The organism is Corallococcus sp. AS-1-12, from assembly GCF_020036995.1.
Taxonomy (GTDB): Bacteria; Myxococcota; Myxococcia; order Myxococcales; family Myxococcaceae; genus Corallococcus.
On the sequence record NZ_JAIQDD010000001.1, the window covers coordinates 532,011 to 551,703 of the forward strand.

The following is a 19,693-nucleotide window of genomic DNA, read 5'->3' on the forward strand; positions in this document are numbered from 1 at the left end:
TGCTCGCCGTTCCGCCTCATTTCGTGGGTGGGAGGCGATTGTTCGCGCCCGGTCGCGCTCCCATCTTCCACGAGGAAGCGCTACCCCCACCCCGTCCACTCCCGGACCGGCAGGCGGCCGAGGGCCCGAGGCGGGCAGCCATCACCGTGGAGATCGCCATGCGAACGAACGTCGAACGTGCGCCGGAGACCCGGCCGGACCGTCCTCCCAGGGGGGCCTCGGCCATGTGGGGCGCTCCCTTCATCCTGGGCCTGCTGACGGCAATCGCGGGGGTGGTGCTGCTGGGCGCCACGTTCTTCACCAGCATGGTCACCGTCTTCTTCGTGGGGATGATGCTGGTGATTGGCGGGGTCCTGGAGATCGCCGCGGGGATCCGCTCACGCAAGGAGAGCCACAGCGCCTTCTGGTCCTTCATGCTCGGCGGCATCCTCACCACCGTCGTCGGCATCCTGACCGTCATGTACCCGGCCGCAGGGCTGGCGTCCCTCACGCTGCTGATCGCCGGCTACTTCTTCGCCAGCGGCCTCTTCCACGTCATCACCTCCGTCATGGACCGTTACTTCCAGTGGGGCTGGGACCTGGCCTACGGCCTCATCTCCCTGGTCCTGGGCCTCAGCGTGATGGCCCGGTGGCCCGCGTCCTCCGTGTGGCTGGTGGGCACGCTGGTGGGGCTCGCCGTCTTCTTCCGGGGCATCTCCATGATGTCCGGCTCGCTCCTCCTGCGGCGGGGGCTGCACCACGTGGAGGCCTGAGCGCCAGGACTGACCGCATTTCACCCACGGTGATTGAAGGATATCCGTGGGTGAAATCCCGGCGGAGCGGGTCCGGCGCGGGTGCTCGGCGCCGGACCGGTTCGCGGGCTACTTCGTCTTCTTGTGCGCGTCGTCGAACTGGTCGGCGAACTGATCGCGCGGCACGTGCTTCAGGTCGCCGTTGGCGTCCGGGCGCTCCAGCGTGAAGTCGTGGATGGTGCCGCGCACCAGGTACTCCTGATCGCGCTTGGAGTTCATCATCGCGCGCTCGCGGTAGGTGAAGTGGGGCTTGGTCGGGTCCACGCCGACGTCCGCGAGGATGGGGCGCTCGTGGGGCTCCGGCTGCCACACCGGCGTGCCGGGCTGGCTGCGGTTCACGGCCGTCTCGTCCAGGCCCGGGTGCGTGGACGTGCGGATGTCCCGCTGGATGTCGAACTGGTCGAAGACGTCCCCGCCCTTCGCGTCGAGCGCCGGGTTGTGGACGATGCGGCTCTGGCCGTAGTCCGGGTTGTCCACGAGCTTCTGCTCCACGGCCTTGCCATCCACGCCCACGGGCACGCCGCTGAAGGACGTGAAGGGCGAGTGGGCCTTCGTCTCCTTCGCGCCGTCCACGTGCGCCGTCAGCGTCACCGTGCGGTCCTTCGCGTCCACCGGCTGCAGCTTGCCGTCGCGGTCGATGGCCGACTTCGGCGTCTCGTACTTCGGCTGGACCTCGTTGAAGGGGAAGTTGTCCCGGCGCGTGAGCGGCACGTCCGGACGGATGCGCGGCGCGAGCTGGTTGTTGCCGCCGTGACGCCGGTCCTCGGCGTTCATGATGTCGCTCATGAGGTCGTGCTGCTGGTGCTTGACGCGGTTCTTCTCCGCGCGGACCTTGAGCAACTGATCCTCTTGCGACGGCACCTGGGTGGAGAAGGTGCGCTTGAGCTCCGGCGCGTGCTTGAACAACCGGGACGTCGTCTGCGTGAGACGCGGCAGCTTCGAGGCGAACATGAGGGACTCCCTTTTGGTGGAGCATGAAGTGCGAGGCTTCATGCTTTTGTAGGGATTATCCCGTCGATGTGATCGTGGTTGCGTGCAGGTGGGTTTCAGGACGCAAAACGGTCTTCGCCAAATGTTTCCGTGACTGGAGGCCGGATGACGTCGCTCGGCGCGCCGAGCGGGTCCGGCACGCGGCCGGTGAGCTGGCACAGGAGGCGATCCGGGTTCACCGGCTTGGGCAGGAAGGCCTCCGCGCCCGCGTCGAGCGCGCGCTGCCGCACGTGCGGACGGTTGAGGCCGCTCATCACCAGCACGCGCGTGTCGCGGGTGAGCGGGTGCTGCTTGAGGCCTTCACACAGACGCAGGCCGTCCACCCAGTGCAGCACCACGTCCAGCAGGATGGCGGTGGGCGGACGGCGCGCCACCGCGCAGAACAGCGCCAGCTCGTCCGCGAAGGACACCACGCGCGCGCCGGTGCTCTCCAACAGGAGCGTGAGCGCCTCGCGCGTGTCCGCGTCGTCGTCCACCACGTAGTAGAGGTCCGGCTCCACCTCCGGCACCAGCGTGGGCACGGGCTCGATGGGCGTGCGCAGCCACGAGCCCACCACCTCGCGCACGCCCGACCAGCGCGCCGCGGACAGGAGGCCCAGCGGGGTGGGGGAGCTCAACCCCAGCACGCCGCCGCCGTACACGCCGCCCGCCGAGTGCTTCGCGCGCGCCGCGACGAACGCCGCCGGGGCCCGCTTGCCCGCGCGGCGCAGCCAGGTGAGGGAGCGCGCTCCCGCCGCCGCGTCCTCCATCAGCTCGCCCAGCCCGTCGCGCACGTAGCGGCGCTCCAGCGACGGCGCGTCCAGCCCGCCATCCAGCAGCGCCACCGCGGCGCGGCTGCACGACGCCAGCGTCTCCGACAGGCCCACCTGCAGCGGGTGGCCGAAGGCCGCGGGGCCCACCACCAACTGCCCGGGCGCCACCAGCGTGCGGCCAGGGCCGAAGGGCAGGCGCGTCGTCTCCAGCGCGGTGAGCTCGAAGCCTTCGTCCAACAGGCCGTCGCGCGCGGCCATCATCAGGACCTGGCACAGGTCCGCGGGCGTCACCGCCGCGCCGAACGCCAGCGCGTACACGGACGACGCGCCCGGGATGAGGAACAGCGCGTCCACGGAGGGCAGCGGCGCCACCCACAGCCGCGCCACCGGCGCCAGGTCGCGGCCCGGCATCCCGCCCTGGATGCGCGCCTGCACCGCCGGCATGGACGGCGCCGGCTTGAAGCCCTTGAAGAAGGCGTCCCCCAGCAGCGGCCCCGCGCCCGCGGCCAGCGCCACCGCGTGGAAGCGCTCGCCGCTGCCCTGCGCGCGGACGACCAGGGGCCCCGCGTTGCGCACCGCCGCGGGCGCGTCCGGGGCGGGCGCCTGCCGCTCCACGCGCTCCACGTGGCGGTTCACGAACCGGGCGCCCTGCGCGCTGGCCGCCGTGGACAGCACGTGGCGCACCATGTCCAGGCCGCCTTCGCCCCGGGGCCAGCCATCCACGACCCAGAGCCCGCCGGCCGCGCAGGGCAGCAGCTCGCGCTCGCCCTGGGAGATGACCTCCACGCCGCGCAGCTCGTGCGCGCGCCACTCCGGCGGTATCCGGCAGCCCAGCGCGGCGAGCCGCGAGCGGCACTCCGGCGTGAGCAGGGCAGGGGGCGCGGTGCGCTCCTCGGTGCCCCCCGCGTAGACGCGCACGTCCAGGGCCACGCCCCTCGCGCGGCCGTTGAAGAGAAGCGAGGCCGCGAGCCCCGCCCCGGCGATGCCGCCGCCGACGATCGCCACCCTCGAACCACTCGCCAGCTTGCTGGTCCCGCTCATCGCGCGCCCTCGTTCCCGTCCCGCCGTCAGTGCCGCTGTGCCGCGGTCGAGTGCATCGACTGGCCGTACACCACCACCCGGTCGCGCCCCTCCCGCTTGGCCTCGTAGAGCGCGGCGTCCGCCGCCTTCAGCAAGGCCTCCGTGCTCTCGCGCGGGGAGTCGGCCGTGTGGTCCGCCACGCCCACGCTGATGCTCAACCCGAAGGGCGCCGGGCGCCCGTCACCGCGCTGCACGTTCACGCCGCGCAGCTCCGAGCGCAGGCGCTCCGCGAACACCGCGGCCTCCAGCGACGTCTGGTGCGGCAGCAGCACGACGAACTCGTCCCCGCCGAAGCGCGCCGCGAAGTCGGACTCGCGCAGGTTGCCCTGCATCAGCGTGGCCAGGGCCAGGATGGCGCGGTTGCCCACGTCGTGGCCCATGCCGTCGTTGATGGCCTTCAGGTGGTCCAGGTCGATGACCACCACGCTCAGCGCGTAGCCGTAGCGCTGGGCGCGCTTGAACTCGTCCTCCAGCCGCACGGACAGCGCCCGGAAGTTCGCCAGGCCCGTGAGCGCGTCCGTCTGCGCCAGCACCTGGAGCTTGCGCTGCTGCTCGCTCTGGCGCACCGCGCGGTCGATGCGGGCGAGCAACTCGCGCGAGCTCGCCGGCTTGTGGATGAAGTCCACGGCGCCCATCTCCAGGCATCGCTCCAGGGTCGCCTCGTCCGCGTCCCCTGTGAGGAAGATGACGGGCACCGTCTCCGTGCGCACGTCGCCCTGGAGCGTCTCCAGGACCGCCAGCCCATCCCCGGAGGGCAGGAACCGGTCCAGGAGCACCAGGTCCGGGCGGTGCTCGCGCGCCAGCTCCACGCCCGCGTCCGCGTCCGTGGCGGCCAGCACGTCGAAGCGCGGGGCGAGCAGGTCCATCAGGCCTTCGCGCACGCCGGTGTCGTCCTCGATGATGAGCAGGAGCGCGCGCTCACTGCTGCGGCCGTGCCGTTCCATGAACTGGTTCGCTCCGCTCGCCTGTCCCGAAATGGCAGGCCGAAAGTCTCGGGCCCCACGCCCTTCCAGGTGCTCCCCACGCCCTTGCGCCCCACGCGCACCCGCCGCCGCCTCGTTCCGCAAGCACCCACCCACCCATCCAAACTTCACCCGAGACCTCCGGCTGCCAAGCCCGTCCGCCTCCGCGGGGGCTTTGGGAACCTTGCGCCCCGGTCGCCCGCGTGCCCCTGCCCGAGAGCAAGCCTTGTGCCCCGCGCCTCACTCGCGCGACGGCCTCTTTTCAGGGGGTTGCATGGGGGCCCACGAGACAGCCAACAAGCCAGCCGGAAGACGTTGCAGCGTGGGTCCCGAGCGCACGGTAGGAATTGCCGGACGCGGGCCGCCCTGGGAGCCAGGGCCCCGGGGTGGGAGGGAGCGGCGGATCCGTCGGGAACCCCCGGAGGCGTGCCGCGCGGGGCGGCGCCATCGACGGGGTCACGGCAGGCGGCGGAAGCGGGCCCTGGCGCCATTGCATTGGCGCCGGGCCATCACTTCCACCGGGACTTCAGCGCCGGTGGGTGAACTGCACGCGGCGCCCGCCACCCTGGGGCGGCATCATCGGCGGCGCCTCCAGGCCGAACTGCCACCAGAGCGGCTCGTAGGGCTTCATCTTCAGGCGCTTGTCGTTCTGCAACTGGGCGAGGCTGCCCTTGAGCTTCTCGTCGGAGGGGTTCTGCTCCACGCCGCGCGCGAGCACGCGCTGGGCCGCGTCCTTGTCCTTGAGCTGCAGCAGGCACCACGCGTACACGGCCCAGACGATGGACTCCTTCTTGCCGCTCTTCACCGCGGCCTCGAAGGAGGACTTCATGGCGGGCACGTCGTTGCGGCGGAAGTGCAGGGCGCCCTCCATGGCCTTGGCCATGTAGTTGCGGCCGCTGGCCTTCTCCAGGTGGGGCTTCGCGCCGTCCAGGTCCTTCACCATGTACTTCAGCATCCCGATCTGCGCGTGGAGCTCCGGGCCGATCAGGAACTGCCACTTGTCCCAGACCAGGCCCTGCTCCAGCGTCTGGACGGCCCGGTCCACGCGGCCCTGGGCCTCCTTCTGGGTGGCGGGCTGGCCCTGGAGATCCTTCTGCACCGTCGTCATCAGCGCCTGGACCCGGGTGGAGACCCGGCGGGCGAGCACGATGTAGGTGGCGAAGAAGACGATGACGCCGGGCACGATGCCGGCCCACCAGGAGAAGCCGCCGGCGAACTTCACCAGCACGCCGACCGCCAGCCCGACGGCCAGGGAGATGAGGAGGTTGTACATGCGCTGCCCCTTTAGCGGTGTGCGTGGACAGCCGCAATCTTCGGATGCACACGGACCGAAGGCGCGATATACGTTCGGCCGCCTCGCTCACACCCAAGGGGCCCTCTGTCGAAATTGGTAGACGAGGCGGACTCAAAATCCGCTGCGGCTGACCCCGCGTCCCGGTTCGAGTCCGGGGAGGGCCATCTTCAAACGCAGACCCGGCGCCCGAGATGCCATCCTCCCGGGCTGCCCGAACGTGAAAGCGCTCCCCTGGTCCCCGCGCTGGAAGATGCGATGAAGGTCCTGCTGGTCGAGGATGATCCGAGCCTCCGGGAGGGAATGGGGGAGCTGGTCTCCGAGCTGGCGGACGTGCGGGCGGTGGGCACCCTCGACGAAGCGCTGCGCGCCCTGACGGCGGACCGCTTCGAGCTGGTGATGACCGACATGCGCATCGCCGGGGGGCACACGGATGGCCGGGGCATCCTGGAGGCCGCGCGCCGCCAGCGCTACCCGGTGGCCATCGTCAGCGCCGCCGGCCCGGACGAGGTCGCCCAGGTCCTGCACCCCTCCGTGCCGGACGCGCTGCTGATCAAACCCTTCCAGGTGGACGACATCCTGGGGCTGGTGGAGCGCTTCCTGGAGCTCAAGCGCCAGGTGGTCGCCGCGGCCCGGGAGCCCCTGGCCGGGGATTCCCCTGAGTGGATTGAACCATCACCCGGAGTATGGGTGGCGGGTTCGGCGCCGGACAGCGCCCGGACCTGGCTGCGGCTGGCGCCGGAGGCGTCCTTCCCGTGGGACCGCTCCCAGTCCGCCCATGGGGTCCTCGTGCTGGAGGGCGACCTGGAGCTGGACGGCGAGCGCTATGCCGCGCCGTGCTACCTGTTCCTGGCCCAGGGCGCGTCGCCCCGGGTGAAGACGCGGGCCGGTGCGCTGGCCGTGTGCGTTCCGCTGCGCGGCCAGGCGTAGAGGTCATCCGTGGACATTCCCCTCTGGCCCACGCCGCATGAGCCGTCACGTCTGGGGCGTCCGTCCCGGCGCGCGGCCACCGCGGCGGTGGAGACGCACATCGCCGTCCTCAAGGGTGAGCCGCTGAAGGCCGCGCTCGCCACCGCGCTGCGGGAGGCGGAGGGCCTGGGCGGGCAGGAGCGGCGCTTCGTGGCCCTGGCGGCGCGCGAGCTGTCCCGGCACACGCGGCTGTTGGACCTGGCGGCGCGGCAGTTGGGGCACTCCCCGGGCAAGCACGCGCTCACGGAGGATCAGGCGCTGGTGCGCTACACGCTCTGGCGGCGCCTCTTCTGTGGCGAGGGCTGGGCGCGCATCGGGCCGGAGGTGAAGCTGCCGGGGCCGGTGCGTCCGCGCACGCTGCATGACGCGGTGCTGGAGGGGCTCGCCACCAAACCCCTGGCGGAGCCCGCGGCGGCGGAGGGCGCGGAGGCCGTCGTCGAGCGGCTGGCCACCCGGTACTCGTTCCCCGGCTGGCTCACGCAGCGGCTGGCGCAGGTGTATCCGGAGGCAACGCTCGCGGGGCTGATGGCGTCCCTGGACGAGGAGCCGTCGCTGCACTTCCGCGCGCGGCCCCCGGGCACCCGCGACGCGGTGCTCGCGGCGCTGGCGGAGGAGGGCGTGGCGGCGGAGGCGGTGCCCTGCGCGCCGGACGCGCTGCGGGTCTCGGACTCCAGCCACCGCATCTTCGAGTCGCGGACGATGAAGGCCCGGCGGCTCCAGGTGCAGGACGTGGGCAGCCAGCTCATCGTCCTGGCGTGCCTGCCTCCCGGGGCGACCCTGGCGGGGCTGACGGTGGCGGACGTGTGCGCGGGGGCCGGCGGCAAGACGCTGGGGCTCGCGGACCTGGTGGGCGCGAAGGGGAGGGTGCTCGCGGGGGACCGCTCCAAGCGGCGGCTCTCCGACGCGCGCGACCGGGTGCGCGAGTTCGGCCTGAAGCAGGTGGCGTTCCCGCACCCGGTGCCGCTGGGGGACGTGGACGTGGTGCTGGTGGACGCGCCGTGCAGCGGCACGGGCTCCCTGGCGCGCGAGCCGGATCAGAAGTGGAAGCTGTCCGCGAAGGCCATCACGGAGTTCCAGGCCACGCAGTCCCAGTTGCTCGCGGAGGTGGCCGCGCAGGTGAAGCCCGGGGCGCGCATCGTCTACGCCACGTGCTCCGTGCTCCCGGAGGAGAACGACGCGGTGGTGGAGGGCTTCCTCCAGAAGCACCCGGGCTTCGCGCTGGAGCCGGTGGGGGAGGGGTGGCCCGCGGAGCTCCAGGTGGGCGTGGACGGCCCCTACCTGCGGGCCCTGCCGCCCCGGGTCCCCGGCGGGGGCTTCTTCGCCGCCCGGCTGGTCCGCAAGGCGGGTTGACAGTCGGCGAGCCGCCACGTTACGCACGAAAGACCTTCTCTCTCCCGAGGGTGACAGCCGTGGCGGCAGATCCGAAGCAGGCGGAAGTGATGCGGCAGATCAACGAAGCCTTCCAGGCGGCCGAGGCCAAGCTGGCCAGGCTGCGGGAGGCCGTCGAGCGCAACACGGAGCTGGCGCGGGCCAACGGCAAGGCGGCCTTCCTCAAGGACAAGAAGGAGCAGACCCACCGCGAGCTGGGCGAGGCCGTCTGGCAGGCCGTGCAGGCAGGCCGGCTGGAGCTGCCCGCGAACTTCGCCCGCCTGCTCCAGAACATCGCGGCGGCGGAGAAGGCGGCGGCGGATCACGCCGCGTCCCTCACCGACCTGCTCCGGGAAGGAGAAGAGGTGGCGGACCGTTTGAAGGTAAAAACCGTCGCGAAGCCGCAAAAAGTTGTGGCGTCCGGGACGAAGAAGCCGTAGAAGTCGCGCCGCCTCACGGCACGGACCGCTCCCCACGGCGGGCCGGGCAGCACGCAGCAGAAGAGACGGGGCTATAGCTCAGCTGGGAGAGCGCTTGAATGGCATTCAAGAGGTCACCGGTTCGATCCCGGTTAGCTCCACACTGAAGTGAGAGAGGCCCGCGAGAGAAATCTCGCGGGCCTTTTGCTTTTGCGGCCTCCGGCGCCGGAGGCCGCCGCGCCCTCGCTACAGGCTCGCCGGGAGGTCGCGGGGCAGCCGCACGGTGAAGGTGGTGCCCTCCTCGGCGGTGGACGTCACGGTGATGATGCCCCTGTGGGCCTCCACCAGTTGTTTCACGATGTAGAGCCCCAGGCCGATGCTCCGGCTGCTGGGGTCCACCTCGCCGCTGGCGCGCTGCAGCGGCTCGAAGAGGCGGCTCATCCGCTCCGGTGAGATGGGCGCCCCCTCGTTGTGGATGGACAGCGACACGGCGTCGTCCCCGCCGTGGGTCTCCACCTGGATGGCGGTGTCCCGGGGGCTGTACTTCAGCGCGTTGGTGACCAGGTTCTGGGCCAGTTGCCCCAGCCGGTCCGGATCCCACACGCCCAGGCCGCTGCCGCTCCGGCGCCGGCGGATCTCCCGGTCCGGGTGCGTGGCTTCAATCTCCTCCAGCACGCCGTCCACGATTTCATGCAGGTCCGACGGGCGCCGCTGGATGCGCAGGCCGCCGCCCAGGCGCGCCTGGGTGAAGTCGAGCAGGTCGCGGATCATCCGGTGGGCCCGCTCCGCGGCGGACTGGATGCGGCTGACGGCCTTGGTGCTGCGCTCGTCCAGCTCCTCGCGGCGCATCAGGCTGGCGGCGCCCAGGAGGATGGCGCTCACGGGGTTGCGCAGGTCGTGGCTGACGATGCCGATGAGCTGCTGCTCGAAGTCCGCGCGCTGCTGCTGCTGGGCCTGGGCCTGGCGCAGCTCGTGGACGTCCATGGAGGTGCCCACCCATTTGATGATCCGCCCCTCCGCGTCCTTCACGGGCAGGGCGCGCACCAGGTGCCAGCGGTACAGGCCGTCCCGGTAGCGCACCCGGTGCTCGGCCTGGTAGCGGTCGCCGCGCTTCAGGGCCTCCACCCAGGCCTGGCCGCTGAGGGGCAGGTCGTCGGGATGGACGACGTGCCGGTAGCCCCGCTCCAGCAGCGTCTCCGCCCTCACGCCGGTCTGCTCCGTCAGCACGCCGTTCACATAGGTGACCGAGCCATCCGGAGCGGTGACGAAGACGGCCTCCGGCAGCGCCTCCGCGAGCGTGCGGAACTCCTCCTCGCTGCGGCGCAGGGCGTCCTCCGCGGCCTTGCGCTGGGTGACGTCCTGCATGGCGCCCACCATGCGCAGCGCCGTGCCGGCGGCGTCTCGCACCACCCAGCCGCGGTCCTCCACCTGGGCGTAGGTGCCGTCCGCCTTGCGGAAGCGGTACTCGGCGCGCCAGTCGCTGCCGCCGGGCGTGTCCGCGATGGCGTGGAGGCTCTCGATGGCCTGCGCGCGGTCCTCCGGGTGGACGGACTCCGTCCACCAGTCCAGCCCGGAGGGCACCGTGCCGGGCGCGTAGCCGAAGAGCGTGTGGATGCCCTCGCTCCAGGTGAGTTGCTGGGTACTCAGGTCCAGGTCCCAGACGGCGTCCTTCGTGGCCCGGGTGGCCAGCCGGTAGCGCGTCTCCGACAGCTTGAGCGCCTGGAGCAGCTCCTCGCGCTGGGCGCGCGCCCGCGCGGCGTTCACGGTCCCCTCCAGGCGGGCCACCAGCTCGCGCACGCCGAAGGGCTTCACCAGGTAGTCGTCCGCGCCGGCGGTGAGGCCCTCCACCTTCGCCTCCTCGCCCGCGCGCGCGGACAGGAGGATGACGGGGACGTGGGCCGTGCGCGGATCCGCCTTCAGCTCGCGCAGGAGCCCGAAGCCGTCCAGCCCCGGCATCATCACGTCCGACAGCATCACGTCCGGCGGGTGCTCCCGTGCCAGCTCCAGCGCGGCGCGGCCATCCGCCACGGTCGTCACCTGGAAGCGCCCCTCCAGCGACCGCCGCACGTAGTCGCGCATGTCCGCGTTGTCGTCCGCCACGAGCACGTGCCCCCGCACGACCCCCGGGGGCGCGTCCGGGACGGGCGCGGGGGCGGGCGCGTTCTCCGCGGCCGTCAGCCACTGCTCCGCCTCCTGGACGAAGGACTCCGGATTCGGGGCCCGGACGGACTCCCGCGGGGCGGCCCTCGACTGCTCGGGCGGCAGGTGCGCCGTGCCGGTGGGCAGGGACACCGTGAAGGTGCTGCCCTGGCCCAGCGTGCTCTCCACGGAGACGCGGCCTCCGTGCAGCTCCACCAGCTCCCGCACGAGCGCCAGCCCGATGCCGCTGCCTTCATGGCTGCGCCCCCGCGCGCCCTCCACCCGGTGGAAGCGGTCGAAGACGCGGGGCAGCTCGGGGGCGGGGATGCCCGTGCCCGTGTCGCTGACGGACAGCTCCACCCGGCCGTCCCCTTCGCGGAGCCGGACGGTGAGGGCGCCGTGGAAGGTGAACTTGAAGGCGTTGGAGAGCAGGTTGAGGACGATCTTCTCCCAGAGATCGCGGTCCACCCAGACGGGGGCGGACAGGGCGGGGCAGTCCACCTGGAGCCGCAGCCCCGCCTTCCTCGCCAGCGAGTCGAACGCGCTCGCGAGCCCCGTGGTGAGCGGACCCAGGTCCGTGGGCTCGAAGGTGGCCCGCATGCGGCCCGCCTCCAGGCGGCTGAAGTCGAGCAGGCTGTTCACCAGCTTGTGCAACCGCTGGCTGTTGCGCTGCACGAGCTCCAGCCGCTCGCGGTGCCTGGGCTCCAGCGGGTGCTCCACGTCCGTGAGCACGTCCCCCAGCGGCCCCAGCATCAGCGTCAGCGGCGTGCGGAACTCATGGCTGACGTTGGAGAAGAAGGCCGTCTTCGCCCGGTCCAGCTCCGCCAGGGCCTCCGCCTGCCGCCGGGCGTCCTCGTGCGCGCGCGCCCCCGCGATGACCGCGTCCAGTCCGCCGGCGACCAGCTCCAGGAAGGAGCGGTACGACGCATCCGCGGGCAGCCGCGGGGACATGCCCAGCACGAGCACGCCCAGGGGATTCGACTCGCCGGGGCGGGCCATGGGCAGGACGAGCGCGGAGCCCGGTTGCGGCACGCCGCCACGCAGGGGGAGGGGACCGAAGCGGGCTTCCAGTCCCTGGACCTGCTCGGCCTGCCCGGAGCGGATCACCCGGGCCAGGGGCCAGGGGGAGTCCGCGCACGGCTCCAGGGCCACCTCCCCGGGACAGAAGGCGCTGTCCCCCTCCAGGCCCATGCGCCCCACCAGCCGCGCCTGGGTGCCATCCGCCTCCACGAGGTAGAGCAGTGCGAACGGGAGGTCCGCGGGGTTGGTGGCGAGCGCCTCCATGCCGTGCGTGGCGGCGTCATGGACCCGGATGCTCCCGCCCGCGCGTGACGCCATCTCCTGCAGCGTCCGCAGGCGGCGCGAGTCCAGCACCTGGCTGGTGGTCTCCACCGCCGTGTCCAGCACTCCGTTGACGGCGCCGGACTCGTCGCGGACGGGGCTGTAGGAGAAGGTGAAGTAGGTCTCCTCCAGGAAGCCGGCCCGCTCCAGGAAGAGCTGCTGGTCTTCCGCCAGCGTGGCGCGGCCTTCGGTCCGGACCTGTTCGATCATCGGGCCGATGACGTCCCAGATCTCCGCCCAGACCTCGCGGCCGGACCGTCCCATGGCGAAGGGGTGCTTGCCGCCCAGCATGGGGCGGTAGGCGTCGTTGTAGAGCTTCACCAGCTCCGGCCCCCAGAAGACCATCATGGGGAAGCCCGAGTTCAGGCAGACGCTGGCGATGGTGCGCAGGGACTGCGGCCAGGAGGACACCGGACCCAGCGGCGTCCGGGACCAATCCATGGAGCGCATCAGAGCGCCCATCTCGCCGCCTCCGGCGAGCACCTCCCGGGCCGCCGCGCGCTCGGCATCGTCCGGCTCCGGTGCGGGCGCGCTCGCGCCGTGCTCGTAGGACGTCCTGGAACCGTGATTCATCCCCGTTGCGTAATCGAAGCCCTTGGGGGCGGCCAGGGGACGAGCATGGGAAGCCAGCCGCTCCAGCGCCTGGCAGCCCGCCTGCGTTCACGGCGAAACGCTTCGCGAAGCAGGGCGCCCGTCCCGCGAAGAGCCAGGCCGGGAAGGGCGCCACGCCGCGGAGGACCGCGCGGGGACTACTTGCCCGCGAAGACGTTCATCACGTCCTTGAGCAGCTTGATGGACTCGTCGTGCGGACGCTGGAAGGCGTTGCGGCCCATGATGGAGCCGAAGCCGCCGCCCTGGTGGATCTGCTTGATGTCCTCCATGAGGGCGGACGTCTCCTTCGCCTCGCCGCCGGAGAAGATGACGATGCGCTTGCCGTTGAACGCGGAGCGCACCACCTCGCGCACGCGGTCCGCGAGCGTCTTGGTGGGGATGTTCGCCTTCTCGAAGGCCTTCTTCGCCTCCGCCTGCTCCAGGTGATCCGAGGGCGGCTTCACCTTGATGACGTGCGCGCCCAACTGCGCGGAGATCTGCGCCGCGTACGCCACCACGTCGATGGCCGTCTCACCCTCCTTGGACAGCGCGCCGCGCGGGTAGGCCCAGAGCACCGTGGGCAGGCCGTAGGACTTGGCCTCCGCGATGATGTCGCGCAGGTCCTCGTACTGCTCGTTGCGGGCCGCGGAGCCCGGGTAGATGGTGTAGCCCACCGCCGCGCAGCCCAGGCGCACCGCGTCCTTCACGGACGACGTCACCGCGGACATGGGCGCGGCCGTCTTGGCCAGCGTGTCGGAGTTGTTCACCTTCAGGATGAGGGGAATCTCACCGGCCAGCTTGCCCGCGACGGCCTCCAGGAAGCCCAGCGGCGCCGCGTACGCGTTGCAGCCGGACTCGATGGCGAGCTGCGCGTGGTAGTCCGGATCATACCCCGCGGGGTTGGGACCGAAGGAGCGCGCGGGGCCGTGCTCGAAGCCCTGATCCACCGGCAGGATGACCATCTTGCCCGTGCCGGCGAGCGTGCCGTGGTTCAGCAGGCGCGCCAGGTTCGTCAGCGTGCCGGGGTTGTCGGAGGGATACCAGGAGAGGATCTGCTTGACGCGGTCGGTGTAGGCCATGGGGTTTTCCTTGAAGGAAGGCGTCGAAACCGGCGCGGGATTCTGCGTTCCCTGCCCGCGCCCACAAAGCATTGTCTGAACGGAATGTCGCCGACTGTCACGCCCTCTACGCGCGAGCCGACTGGAGGGAAGCCGACATCCGGCCCCCCGGCAAGGTGCACAGAAATGCTGCACCGTCGCGGGCTTCCGGATATGCCCGGCCGCACACGAGGCGGACCACAGCATGGGCAGAGAAGTCGGCAAGGTCGTCGCAGTGGCAATGATGCTCACCGGTGGCGTGGCGGGCGCGCAGATCTCGCCCACGACGGCCCCCTCGAATGCCCCGGGAACAGGGGCGCCGGGGACCGCGTCTCCCTCGCCCGGCAACCTGTCTCCGGGCACCGTGCCCACCCCCTCGCCCGGCACCACCCCGGCCCCCGGCCCCACCGGCACCGGTTCATCCGCCGCCAACCCCACCCCTGGCACGCGCGCGCCGCTGCCCGGCCCCGCGGCGGTGAACCCCGCCCCGGCCGCCGAGCCGGGCAACGCCGCCCAGGGCGCCACCGCCGGCACGCCCAAGCCCGCCGCCGCCACCCCGGGCGCGACGGAGCTGGGCACGTCTCCCATCTCCCCCGGCTCGGGCGACGGCGCGCGCGGCGACCTCACCCCGGGCATTCCCCGGGGCCCTCCGGAGGAGGCCCGGGCCCATGGCGCCCCCGAGGGCGCGAAGGCCCCCAAGGGGCCCATCACCCTGGCCCAGTTGGTGGCGCGGGCGCGCTCGCAGGACGCGCGCGTGGCGGAGGCCACCGCGGAGCTGCGCAAGTTCCAGGCGCTCCATGATCAGGCCCGCTGGGCCTGGTTCCCCCGGTTCGAGATCACCCTGGGCGCGGGCGGCCCCGTCCCCGAGGCCCGCAACAACGGACTGGGCGGCCCGCCCACCACGGAGGCGTCGCTGGAGGGCGACTGGAACTTCGGCAAGGTGGGCGTGACGGTGTTCTCCACCGGCAACGCGGTGCTGCCGCTGTACACCTTCGGCAAGCTCTCCGCGCTGGAGAAGGCGGGCGAGCAGGGCCCCAAGGTGGGCGCGGCGCTGCGCGAGCGCGTGCGCGCGGAGGCCGGCTTCCAGGCCGCCCAGGCGTACTACGGCTACCAGTTGGCCCGCGCGGGCCTGAAGCAGTTGGAGGACGTGTCCAAGCGCCTCAAGGACGCGGGCGACAAGATCGACGCGCTCCTCAAGGAGGACTCGGATCAGGTGTCCAAGCTGGACACGTACAAGCTGGGCTACTTCCGTCAGCTCGTGGAGTCGCAGCGCGCCACCGCCATCCAGGGCGAGCAGTTCGCGCTCACCGCCATCCGGCTGCTCGCCAGCGTGGGCCCGGACGAGCAGGTGGAGGTGATGGAGGAGGACCTGCCGCTCCAGGGCGACGTGAACGTGCCCGACCTGGAGACGGCGCTGAAGCAGGCCAACGAGCGGCGCCCGGAGCTGAAGGCCATCGCCGCGGGCATCATCGCGCGCGAGCAGGAGGTCATCATCCGCGAGCGCAGCTACTACCCGGACCTGGGGCTCGCGGGTTACTACGACGTGCGCTGGACGAGCAGCGCCACGCGCCAGCGCAGCCCCTTCGCGTACGACCCCTTCAACGACCGCACCGCGGGCCTGGGCCTGGTCATCCGGGGCACCTTCGACATCCCCATCAAGGACGCGCAACTGGAGCAGGCCCGCGCGGAGCTGGACAAGATGCACGCGCAGGAACAGACGCTCAAGGCGGGCATCCGGCTGGAGGTGACCCAGGCGCAGAGCCAGCTCGTCGCGGCCTACGCGCGGGCGAAGTCCTTCACGGAGGCGGAGAAGAACGCGAAGCGCTGGGCCACCGCCGCCTACGCCGCCTTCGACCTGGGCACCGGCGACACGCGGGAGCTGGTGGACGCCTTCACCGCGCTGGCCCAGGCCTCCGCCGAGCGCGGCAAGAGCTGGCACGACGTGCGCGTCGGATTCGCGTCACTCGCCCGCGTCACCGGTGCCGTCCCCGGGGCGGATGAATAACCCTTTCAGGCTGCCAGTCCTCACAGGTGTCGTCACACCTGAACTTCAACCCGGAGCTTCATCCCTATGATTGCTTCCCTGCTTGCCGCCACGCTGCTCGCCGCCGCCCCCGTGAGCCCGCTCAACGTGGTGAAGAACGGCAACGCCGCCGTGCAGAAGGCGGCCAACGCCCCTGGCGCCACCGTGCAGTCCCTGGCGAACGTCGTGGAGTCCTTCGTGGACTTCCAGGAGCTCGCCAAGCGCGCCCTGGGGGAGAAGGCCTGGGCCGGCCTCACCGCCGCCCAGCGCAAGGAGTTCACCGACACCATGACGGGCCTGCTGCGCGCCTCGTACGCCCAGAAGGCCATCGGCCAGGCGAAGGCGGACGTGAAGTACGGCAAGGAGAGCGTGCAGGGGAACGAGGCCACGGTCGACACCGAGCTCACCGTGAAGACGGACCAGGTGCCCGTGAACTACCGCCTCTACAAGGCCACGCCCAAGTCCGACTGGCGCATCTACGACGTCATCACGGACGAGGTGTCCCTGGTGGACACCTACAGCGGCCAGTTCAAGAAGATCCTCTCCACCAAGGGCTTTGACGGCCTGCTGACGACGCTCAAGTCCAAGCGCGCCCAGTTGGAGAAGGAGAACGCCAACACCAGCGCGGCCTCCGTGAAGGAGTCCGCCGCCGGTGGCTCGGGCGCCGCGCCGCAGGCGAAGTAGGGCAGGGCGCTAACAGCTTCGCGGTGTTTCCCTCCGCCCGGGTGCCTTGAAGCGCCCGGGCGGAAGTGTTTCCGGAGGACGTCAGACGGGCCGCTGGTACACGCGGTACGTCTTGGAGCGCTTGCCGCCCATGGACTCGATGGCGCGGTTGACCAGGTGGTTGTCCTCCAGCGTCCAGGAAATCTCGCCGCCCGTGTACCCCAGCTCCTTCGCGGTGCGCAGGGTGTCCAGGTAGAGGATGGCGTCCAGGCCGCGGCGCCGGTAGCCCTCCTTGATGCCCAGCGTCAGCAGGCGCAGCCGCTTGAGCTTGCGCGACGCCAGCACCAGCTTCACCAGGCCAATGGGCAGGCCGAAGGTGGTGAGCCGCCCGTTGGCCGCCTTGAACGCCGCGTTGGCGTCCGGCAGCGTCATGGAGAAGGCGACGGGCTCGCCCTTCACCTCCGCGATGAGCAGCAGCTCCGGCCGCACGATGGCCTTCATCTCCTTGGCCATGTGGTCGAACTCGCGGTCGGTGAAGGGGATGAAGCCCCAGTTCTTCTCCCAGGCCGCGTTGTAGATCTCCTTGATGCGCGCGACCTCCGCGGGGAAGTCCTTCAGGTTCACCGCGCGCACGGTGACGCCCTCGCGCTGGCGGATCTTCTCCGCGATGCGCGCCACCTTCTCCGGCGGCGGCGTGGAGGACGACAGCTCCCACGCCCACAGGTCCTTCGCCTTGGTGAAGCCGCACGTCTCCAGGAGCCCCGCGTAGTACGCCGGGTTGTAGGGCATCATCAGCGCGGGAGGGCTCTCATGGCCCTCCACGAGCAGGCCCCAGTCCTGGTTGGAGGAGAAGTTGGCCGGCCCCAGCACGGTGTCGATGCCGCGCGCCTTCAGCCACGCGCTGGCCGCGTCCAGCAGGCCCCGCGCCACGCCCGCGTCGTTCACGCACTCGAAGAGGCCGAAGAAGCCCTCCTTGGTGCCGTGGAACTCCATGTGGCGCGGGTTCTTGATGGCCGCCACCCGGCCCACCACGTCCTGGCCGCGGCGCGCGAGGAACAGCTCCACCTCCGCGTAGTCGAAGAAGGGGTTCTTCTTCGGGTCCAGGAAGTCGCGGCGCTCCATCTCCAGCGGCGGCACCCAGTTCGGGTCGTCGCGGTAGAGCGAGTACGGCAGCCGGATGAACGCCGTCCGGTCCGCCGCGCCGCGCACAGGGGTCACCTGCACGTCGGAGGGCATGGAGGGAGGAGAGGACGCTTCGTGCGGGGCGGGGTGGGCCATGGGTGGGGCTCAGTTCCTCTCGGCCGGGTTGCCGTCGGAACCGTCGCTGCCGTTGCGCATGAAGAGCTGCGCGCCCTTCTCCAGCAGCACACCGCCCAGCTCGCTGCGCTTCTCCCACAGCTTCTTGGGCGCGCCGCCCAGCCGCCGCAGGTCCTCCGGCTGCAGGTTCGCCGCGCGCCAGGTGAGCTGCTCCACCGCGTCGAAGAACTTCCCGGCCATCTCCCGCGACGACATCCGCGACAACTGCTCCAGGCTGAAGCCCTTGTCCGCGAGCAGGCCCGCGCTGCCCGCCGCCCACGTCTCGCTCGCCTTGTTGCTGCGCACCGCGCTGCCCGGCCGGGCGATCTTCACCGGCTCGTACACCGTGGGGCGCGTCTCCGGGATGACGTTGAGCTTGCGGCCGATCTTCTCGAAGGTGTCCAGCACCTGATCCAACTGCGCGTCCGTGTGCGTGGCCATGTAGCTGGTGCGGATGAGCGCGTGGCCCGCCTCCACCGCCGGCGGAATGACGGGGTTGGCGAACACGCCCGCCTCGTGCAGCGCGCGCCAGAAGCGGAAGCACTTCACCTGGTCGCCGATGTGCACCGGCACCACCGGCGTCACCGACACGCCCGTGTCGAAGCCCATGGCGCGGAAGCCGTTGTGCATCTTCTCCGCGATGTCCAGCAGGCGCTCGCGGCGCTGCGGCTCCGCCTCGATGATCTCCGTGGCCTTGAGCGCCGCCGCGATGGACGCGGGCGTCATGGACGCGGAGAAGATGACCGAGCGCGCCTTGTGGCGGATGTAGTTGATGACCTCGAAGGGGCCCGCGAGCACGCCGCCCAGCGACGCGAAGCTCTTGGAGAACGTGCCCATCACCAGGTCCACGTCCTTCTCCAGCCCGAAGTACTCCGACGTGCCCCGGCCCAGCTCGCCCAGCACGCCCATGGCGTGCGCGTCATCCGTCATCACGCGGGCGTTGTACTGCTTGGACAGCTCCACGATGCGGGGCAGGTTGCAGACGTCGCCCTCCATGGAGAACACGCCGTCCGTGACGATGATCTTCCCGGCGCCCGGCTCCGCCGCCGCGAGCAACTGCTCCAGGTGATCCATGTCGTTGTGGCGGAACTTGCGCTCGGTCGCGAACGACAGGCGCACGCCGTCCACCAGCGACGCGTGGTTCGCGCGGTCGCTGAACACGATGTCGTGCCGGCCCAGGATGGACGCCAGCGCCAGGTTCGTCTGGAACCCGGTGGAGATGACGATGGCCGCCTCGCGGTTGAGGAACTTCGCCAGCCGCGCCTCCAGCTCCTCATGCAGCGCCAGCGTGCCGTTGAGCAGGCGCGAACCGGAGCAGGTGGTGCCGAACTTCTCCGTCGCCTTGATGGCCGCTTCCTTCACGCGCGGATCCGCCGACAGGCCCAGGTAGTTGTTCGAGCCCACCATGATGACCCGCCGCCCCTCGATCTCCACCTCCGTGGCGCCGTGCGACGCCTCGATGGCCCGGAAGTACGGGTACAGTCCCGTGGCCTTGGCGATGCGGTAGTCCTTCCAGGTACGGCACTTGTCGAACACGTCGCTCATGGTGGTCTTTCTTACGCGTCGGAGGGTGTGGATCCGAGCCGCTTTCCATGTGCAGGGCACGTTCCAGGTTCGGATTGCCCGGCCGCGCGAACACCCAGGGGGACGACGCGAGGGGGTCAATAAAGAGGGAAATCCGCACTGTCAAGGCGGGGACGGCTCCATCTCACCCGGTGTGGGGCATCCGTGTCAGGGCGCGCCTTGACAGTCATGCCGCAATGGTGGCACGCCGCGCCCCCGGACCTGCGTCCGCCAGTGGATGCTTCAGCGCCAATGGCGCACACGGGTTCACACGGGGAATGGGTTCCGAGCGGCCGTCTGTTCCGGGGGCCTGGATCATGGCCGGCTTATTGCTTCGTCGGCCGGCATCAGAGGAGCG

The 19,693-nt window shown here is 71.2% G+C and carries 14 protein-coding genes and 2 tRNA genes; 8 read left to right on the plus strand and 8 right to left on the minus strand.

The genetic code is table 11. The features are described 5' to 3' along the window. The first annotated feature begins 158 nt into the window (after positions 1–158). Positions 159–752: an HdeD family acid-resistance protein gene (locus K8556_RS02035; RefSeq protein ID WP_223738331.1), complete on the plus strand. Its 594-nt coding sequence runs from the start codon at positions 159–161 to the stop codon at positions 750–752. Positions 753–860: 108 nt separating this feature from the next. On the opposite strand, the gene K8556_RS02040 is transcribed toward K8556_RS02035, so the two are convergent. The 4 genes from K8556_RS02040 to K8556_RS02055 form a co-directional block, all read right to left on the minus strand. Beyond that, positions 861–1,742, minus strand: a complete 882-nt coding sequence (locus K8556_RS02040) for a hypothetical protein (protein WP_223738332.1) — start codon at positions 1,740–1,742, stop codon at positions 861–863. A gap of 95 nt (positions 1,743–1,837) precedes the next feature. Then, positions 1,838–3,574 (minus strand): two-component system response regulator, encoded by a 1,737-nt coding sequence (locus K8556_RS02045; protein WP_223738333.1) that lies wholly within the window; start codon positions 3,572–3,574, stop codon positions 1,838–1,840. A 26-nt stretch (positions 3,575–3,600) separates the two neighbouring features. After that, complete coding sequence (locus K8556_RS02050; protein WP_223738334.1) at positions 3,601–4,557, minus strand: diguanylate cyclase; 957 nt, start codon at positions 4,555–4,557, stop codon at positions 3,601–3,603. Between the two features lie 544 nt (positions 4,558–5,101). Next, the gene (locus K8556_RS02055; RefSeq protein WP_223738335.1) at positions 5,102–5,848 is read right to left on the minus strand and encodes a M48 family metallopeptidase; all 747 of its coding nucleotides are present in this window, start codon (positions 5,846–5,848) and stop codon (positions 5,102–5,104) included. A 99-nt stretch (positions 5,849–5,947) separates the two neighbouring features. On the opposite strand from K8556_RS02055, the gene K8556_RS02060 reads away from it, so the two are divergent. The 5 genes from K8556_RS02060 (at position 5,948) to K8556_RS02080 (ending at position 8,783) form a co-directional block, all read left to right on the plus strand. Then, positions 5,948–6,033: transfer RNA gene (locus tag K8556_RS02060), tRNA-Leu, on the plus strand. Between the two features lie 91 nt (positions 6,034–6,124). After that, entirely contained in the window at positions 6,125–6,796 is a 672-nt protein-coding gene (locus K8556_RS02065; RefSeq protein WP_223738336.1) for a response regulator, read from the plus strand. Positions 6,797–6,805: 9 nt separating this feature from the next. Next, positions 6,806–8,185 (plus strand): RsmB/NOP family class I SAM-dependent RNA methyltransferase, encoded by a 1,380-nt coding sequence (locus tag K8556_RS02070; RefSeq protein WP_223738337.1) that lies wholly within the window; start codon positions 6,806–6,808, stop codon positions 8,183–8,185. 59 nt (positions 8,186–8,244) lie between these two features. Next, positions 8,245–8,643 (plus strand): hypothetical protein, encoded by a 399-nt coding sequence (locus K8556_RS02075; RefSeq protein WP_223738338.1) that lies wholly within the window; start codon positions 8,245–8,247, stop codon positions 8,641–8,643. A 67-nt stretch (positions 8,644–8,710) separates the two neighbouring features. Next, positions 8,711–8,783 (plus strand) — tRNA-Ala (locus K8556_RS02080). Between the two features lie 85 nt (positions 8,784–8,868). Here K8556_RS02080 and K8556_RS02085 read toward each other — a convergent pair. Together K8556_RS02085 and K8556_RS02090 are read right to left on the minus strand one after the other, a co-directional pair. Then, the gene (locus K8556_RS02085; protein WP_223738339.1) at positions 8,869–12,675 is read right to left on the minus strand and encodes an ATP-binding protein; all 3,807 of its coding nucleotides are present in this window, start codon (positions 12,673–12,675) and stop codon (positions 8,869–8,871) included. A gap of 176 nt (positions 12,676–12,851) precedes the next feature. Beyond that, positions 12,852–13,772, minus strand: a complete 921-nt coding sequence (locus tag K8556_RS02090) for a class I fructose-bisphosphate aldolase (RefSeq protein ID WP_223738340.1) — start codon at positions 13,770–13,772, stop codon at positions 12,852–12,854. Positions 13,773–13,995: 223 nt separating this feature from the next. On the opposite strand from K8556_RS02090, the gene K8556_RS02095 reads away from it, so the two are divergent. Further along, entirely contained in the window at positions 13,996–15,795 is a 1,800-nt protein-coding gene (locus K8556_RS02095; protein ID WP_223738341.1) for a TolC family protein, read from the plus strand. 66 nt (positions 15,796–15,861) lie between these two features. Further along, positions 15,862–16,497: a phospholipid-binding protein MlaC gene (locus K8556_RS02100; RefSeq protein WP_223738342.1), complete on the plus strand. Its 636-nt coding sequence runs from the start codon at positions 15,862–15,864 to the stop codon at positions 16,495–16,497. Positions 16,498–16,578: 81 nt separating this feature from the next. Here K8556_RS02100 and K8556_RS02105 read toward each other — a convergent pair whose 3' ends face one another. Beyond that, on the minus strand, positions 16,579–17,754 hold the full coding sequence (locus K8556_RS02105) for an N-acetyltransferase (RefSeq protein ID WP_223738343.1): 1,176 nt from the start codon (positions 17,752–17,754) through the stop codon (positions 16,579–16,581). Between the two features lie 9 nt (positions 17,755–17,763). Continuing rightward, a complete protein-coding gene (locus K8556_RS02110) occupies positions 17,764–19,317 on the minus strand; it encodes an aminotransferase class I/II-fold pyridoxal phosphate-dependent enzyme (RefSeq protein ID WP_206794852.1) in 1,554 nt (517 codons plus the stop codon). Between the last annotated feature and the right edge of the window lie 376 nt (positions 19,318–19,693).

Excerpts from the sequence above, each read along its gene's own strand:
- K8556_RS02050 (WP_223738334.1), bottom strand. The coding sequence starts at position 4,557 with ATGGAACGGCACGGCCGCAGCAGTGAGCGCGCGCTCCTGCTCATCATC.
- K8556_RS02035 (WP_223738331.1), top strand. The coding sequence starts at position 159 with ATGCGAACGAACGTCGAACGTGCGCCGGAGACCCGGCCGGACCGTCCT.
- K8556_RS02095 (WP_223738341.1), top strand. The coding sequence starts at position 13,996 with ATGGGCAGAGAAGTCGGCAAGGTCGTCGCAGTGGCAATGATGCTCACC.
- K8556_RS02055 (WP_223738335.1), bottom strand. The coding sequence starts at position 5,848 with ATGTACAACCTCCTCATCTCCCTGGCCGTCGGGCTGGCGGTCGGCGTG.
- K8556_RS02040 (WP_223738332.1), bottom strand. The coding sequence starts at position 1,742 with ATGTTCGCCTCGAAGCTGCCGCGTCTCACGCAGACGACGTCCCGGTTG.
- K8556_RS02045 (WP_223738333.1), bottom strand. The coding sequence starts at position 3,574 with ATGAGCGGGACCAGCAAGCTGGCGAGTGGTTCGAGGGTGGCGATCGTC.
- K8556_RS02100 (WP_223738342.1), top strand. The coding sequence starts at position 15,862 with ATGATTGCTTCCCTGCTTGCCGCCACGCTGCTCGCCGCCGCCCCCGTG.
- K8556_RS02105 (WP_223738343.1), bottom strand. The coding sequence starts at position 17,754 with ATGGCCCACCCCGCCCCGCACGAAGCGTCCTCTCCTCCCTCCATGCCC.
- K8556_RS02090 (WP_223738340.1), bottom strand. The coding sequence starts at position 13,772 with ATGGCCTACACCGACCGCGTCAAGCAGATCCTCTCCTGGTATCCCTCC.
- K8556_RS02065 (WP_223738336.1), top strand. The coding sequence starts at position 6,125 with ATGAAGGTCCTGCTGGTCGAGGATGATCCGAGCCTCCGGGAGGGAATG.
- K8556_RS02110 (WP_206794852.1), bottom strand. The coding sequence starts at position 19,317 with ATGAGCGACGTGTTCGACAAGTGCCGTACCTGGAAGGACTACCGCATC.
- K8556_RS02085 (WP_223738339.1), bottom strand. The coding sequence starts at position 12,675 with ATGAATCACGGTTCCAGGACGTCCTACGAGCACGGCGCGAGCGCGCCC.